We start from the raw sequence: 3,707 nt of genomic DNA on the forward strand, positions 1-3,707 counted from the left end.
AACCTGTTGCTCCTGTTATTCCAGGGACTCCGGTAGCTCCCGTAGCGCCAGTTATTCCTGTTACTCCTGTTATTCCAGTGACACCGGTGGCTCCTGTTGCTCCTGTCGGTCCGGTAATTCCGGTTATCCCGGTTATTCCAATCGACCCTGTGGCTCCTGTCGGTCCTGTGACTCCCGTTAGGCCGGTTACTCCTGTCGATCCCGTGACTCCAGTTACCCCAGTAATCCCTGTTGAACCGGTTACTCCCGTTGAGCCAGTTACACCAGTGGCTCCTGTTACTCCGCTTGGCCCCGTAGGGCCGGTTACCCCTGTGACTCCAGTTGCTCCGGTTATTCCTGTAACACCCGTGACTCCCGTTATTCCTGTTGCTCCTGTGGTTCCCGTTGACCCAGTAGGTCCTGTAGCTCCGGTTGCTCCCGTTACCCCTGTAGCCCCAGTTGCTCCGGTAGGTCCTGTTGGACCGGTAGAACCTGTTGCTCCTGTTGCTCCAGTAGGACCCGTGACTCCCGTTGTCCCTGTGATTCCCGTGGCTCCGGTTGGTCCTGTTGCTCCCGTTACTCCAGTAACTCCTGTGATTCCAGTCGGGCCTGTTATACCCGTTACTCCAGTAACTCCTGTGATTCCAGTCGGGCCTGTTATACCCGTTACTCCAGTGACACCGGTAGCTCCTGTTATCCCTGTCACTCCAGTAGGACCGGTTGGACCCGTTATTCCTGTAGCGCCAGTTGCTCCAGTCGAACCGGTTAATCCGGTTGAACCAGTAGGACCTGGTGCTCCTGTCGCTCCGGTAGCACCGGTTACACCCGTTGGCCCTGTAGGTCCGGTTACTCCTGTCGGGCCGGTTGTTCCAGTTATTCCCGTAACTCCGGTTGTTCCAGTTATTCCCGTAACTCCTGTTACTCCCGTTGGGCCAGTTGTACCTGTTGCTCCGGTAATACCAGTTACCCCTGCAGCTCCTGTTGCTCCGGTGACTCCTGTTGCTCCGGTTGGCCCTGTTGATCCTGTGAGTCCAGTTACCCCGGCGACCCCTGTTGCTCCTGTAGCGCCTGTTAATCCTGTCACCCCAGTAGGACCCGTTATTCCTGTGACTCCTGTTATTCCAGTGGCACCGGTGACACCTGTGGGTCCTGTTACTCCAATGACTCCAGTTGCACCGTTGGCTCCCGTCGGTCCCGTTGGACCAGTTGTACCTGTTGCTCCGATAGGCCCTNTGACACCTGTGGGTCCTGTTACTCCAATGACTCCAGTTGCACCGTTGGCTCCCGTCGGTCCCGTTGGACCAGTTGTACCTGTTGCTCCGATAGGCCCTGTGGCACCAGTCGAACCAGTGGCTCCCGTGATTCCTGTTGATCCTGTCACCCCGGTGACTCCCGTTACCCCTGTAGCCCCAGTTGCTCCGGTAGATCCTGTCACTCCTGTTGCTCCTGTGAGTCCAGTTACCCCAGTAATCCCTGTTGAACCGGTGACTCCCGTTGGCCCTGTCGGACCCGTATACCCAGTTACCCCTGTTGGTCCTGTCACTCCAGTTACACCGATTGGTCCGGTGATTCCTGTTGCACCCGTTGGTCCTATTGCTCCTGTCGGACCGGTAGGTCCGGTTATCCCGGTGACTCCTGTTATCCCCGTGACTCCAGTAGGCCCGGTGGCTCCAGTCACCCCTGTTGGGCCTGTCACTCCTGTAGGACCGGTTGGACCCGTTATTCCTGTAATTCCAGTTGCACCGGTTGCTCCTGTTACTCCGGTGGCACCGGTTACACCCGTTGTCCCTGTGACCCCAGTTACCCCAGTAATCCCTGTTGTACCTGTGGCTCCCGTTGGCCCTGTTGGTCCTGTCACTCCTGTTACTCCGATTGGTCCGGTGATTCCTGTTGCACCCGTTGGTCCTATTGCTCCTGTAGGACCGGTAGGTCCGGTTATCCCGGTGACTCCGGTTACTCCCGTATCTCCTGTTATCCCTGTCACTCCTGTGACTCCGGTAGGCCCGGTTACTCCTGTTACTCCCGTTGTCCCTGTGACCCCAGTTACCCCAGTAATCCCTGTTGTACCTGTGGCTCCGGTAATACCAGTTACCCCGGTGGCTCCGATTGGACCCGTGGTTCCTGTTACTCCTGTCGGTCCAGTGACTCCGATTGGTCCGGTGATTCCAGTCGGGCCTGTAACACCTGAAGCGCCAGTGACTCCCGTTACCCCTGGTGCTCCGGTAGCGCCTGATAATCCTGTCACACCAGTAGGTCCCGTTATTCCTGTGGCACCTGTTGCTCCCGTTGGGCTGGTTGGACCCGTTACTCCCGTAGCTCCCGTTGGGCCTATTGCTCCTGTTGGACCTGTTACTCCAGTGATACCGGTAACGCCAATTGCTCCGGTCACACCAGTTACTCCGGTAGGCCCGGTTATTCCCGTGGTTCCTGTTACTCCAGTTGTACCTGTAGGTCCAGTGACTCCTGTTATCCCTGTCACTCCTGTAGGACCGGTTGGACCTGTTACTCCAGYGACACCCGTCGCGCCAGTTGACCCCGGTGGGCCTGTTACTCCGGTTATTCCTATGGGACCAGTTGGTCCCGTTACACCTGTTACTCCGGTCAAACCAGTAACTCCTGTGACTCCCGTTGGCCCTGTTACTCCTGTTAGTCCTGTTGGTCCAGTTGGACCCGTTAATCCTATTGCCCCGATAGGGCCTGTTATTCCAGTGGCTCCTGTTACCCCTGTGACTCCCGTTACTNACTCCTGTTAGTCCTGTTGGTCCAGTTGGACCCGTTAATCCTATTGCCCCGATAGGGCCTGTTATTCCAGTGGCTCCTGTTACCCCTGTGACTCCCGTTAATCCCCTGCTTCCGGTAGCACCCGTCACTCCGGTAGGGCCTGTTGAACCGGTTACTCCAGTTACTCCGGTAGGTCCGGTAGGTCCAGTCACTCCTGTTAAACCTGTTGCTCCGGTCACTCCTGTGACCCCGGTTGCTCCGGTGGCTCCAGTCACCCCTGTGGGGCCGGTTACTCCAGTGACTCCTGTTGCTCCCGTTGGGCCTATTGCTCCTNGTCACTCCTGTGACCCCGGTTGCTCCGGTGGCTCCAGTCACCCCTGTGGGGCCGGTTACTCCAGTGACTCCTGTTGCTCCCGTTGGGCCTATTGCTCCTGTTACTCCAGTGATACCGGTAACGCCAATTGCTCCGGTAGGCCCGGTTATTCCCGTGGGTCCTGTTACTCCAGTTGTACCTGTAGGTCCAGTGACTCCTGTTAAACCTGTTGCTCCTGTTATTCCAGGGACTCCGGTAGCTCCCGTAGCGCCAGTTATTCCTGTTACTCCTGTTATTCCAGTGACACCGGTGGCTCCTGTTGCACCGGTGATTCCTGTTGCACCGGTTGACCCCGTTGCTCCGGATGGACCGGTTACTCCAGTCGTTCCNACCTGTTGCTCCTGTTATTCCAGGGACTCCGGTAGCTCCCGTAGCGCCAGTTATTCCTGTTACTCCTGTTATTCCAGTGACACCGGTGGCTCCTGTTGCACCGGTGATTCCTGTTGCACCGGTTGACCCCGTTGCTCCGGTTGGACCGGTTACTCCAGTCGTTCCGGTTATTCCTATCGGACCAGTCTGTCCTGTTGACCCTGTGACTCCTGTTAGTCCTGTTGGTCCAGTTGGACCCGTTAATCCTATTGCCCCGATAGGGCCTGTTATTCCAGTGGCTCCTGTTACCCCTGTGACTCCCGTT

Annotated in this window: 1 protein-coding gene and 1 pseudogene; both read right to left on the bottom strand. The window is 57.2% G+C overall.

Translation table 11 applies throughout. The features are described from left to right. The coding region (locus AZF04_RS22090; RefSeq protein ID WP_459543467.1) for a beta strand repeat-containing protein at positions 1-2,458 on the bottom strand (2,458 nt) is incomplete at its 3' end. Between the two features lie 340 nt (positions 2,459-2,798). After that, positions 2,799-3,707: pseudogene (locus AZF04_RS22095) on the bottom strand (hypothetical protein); the annotation flags it as partial.

It is taken from the genome of Alkalihalobacillus trypoxylicola (genome assembly GCF_001590785.1).
GTDB lineage: Bacteria > Bacillota > Bacilli > Bacillales > Bacillaceae_D > Alkalihalobacillus > Alkalihalobacillus trypoxylicola.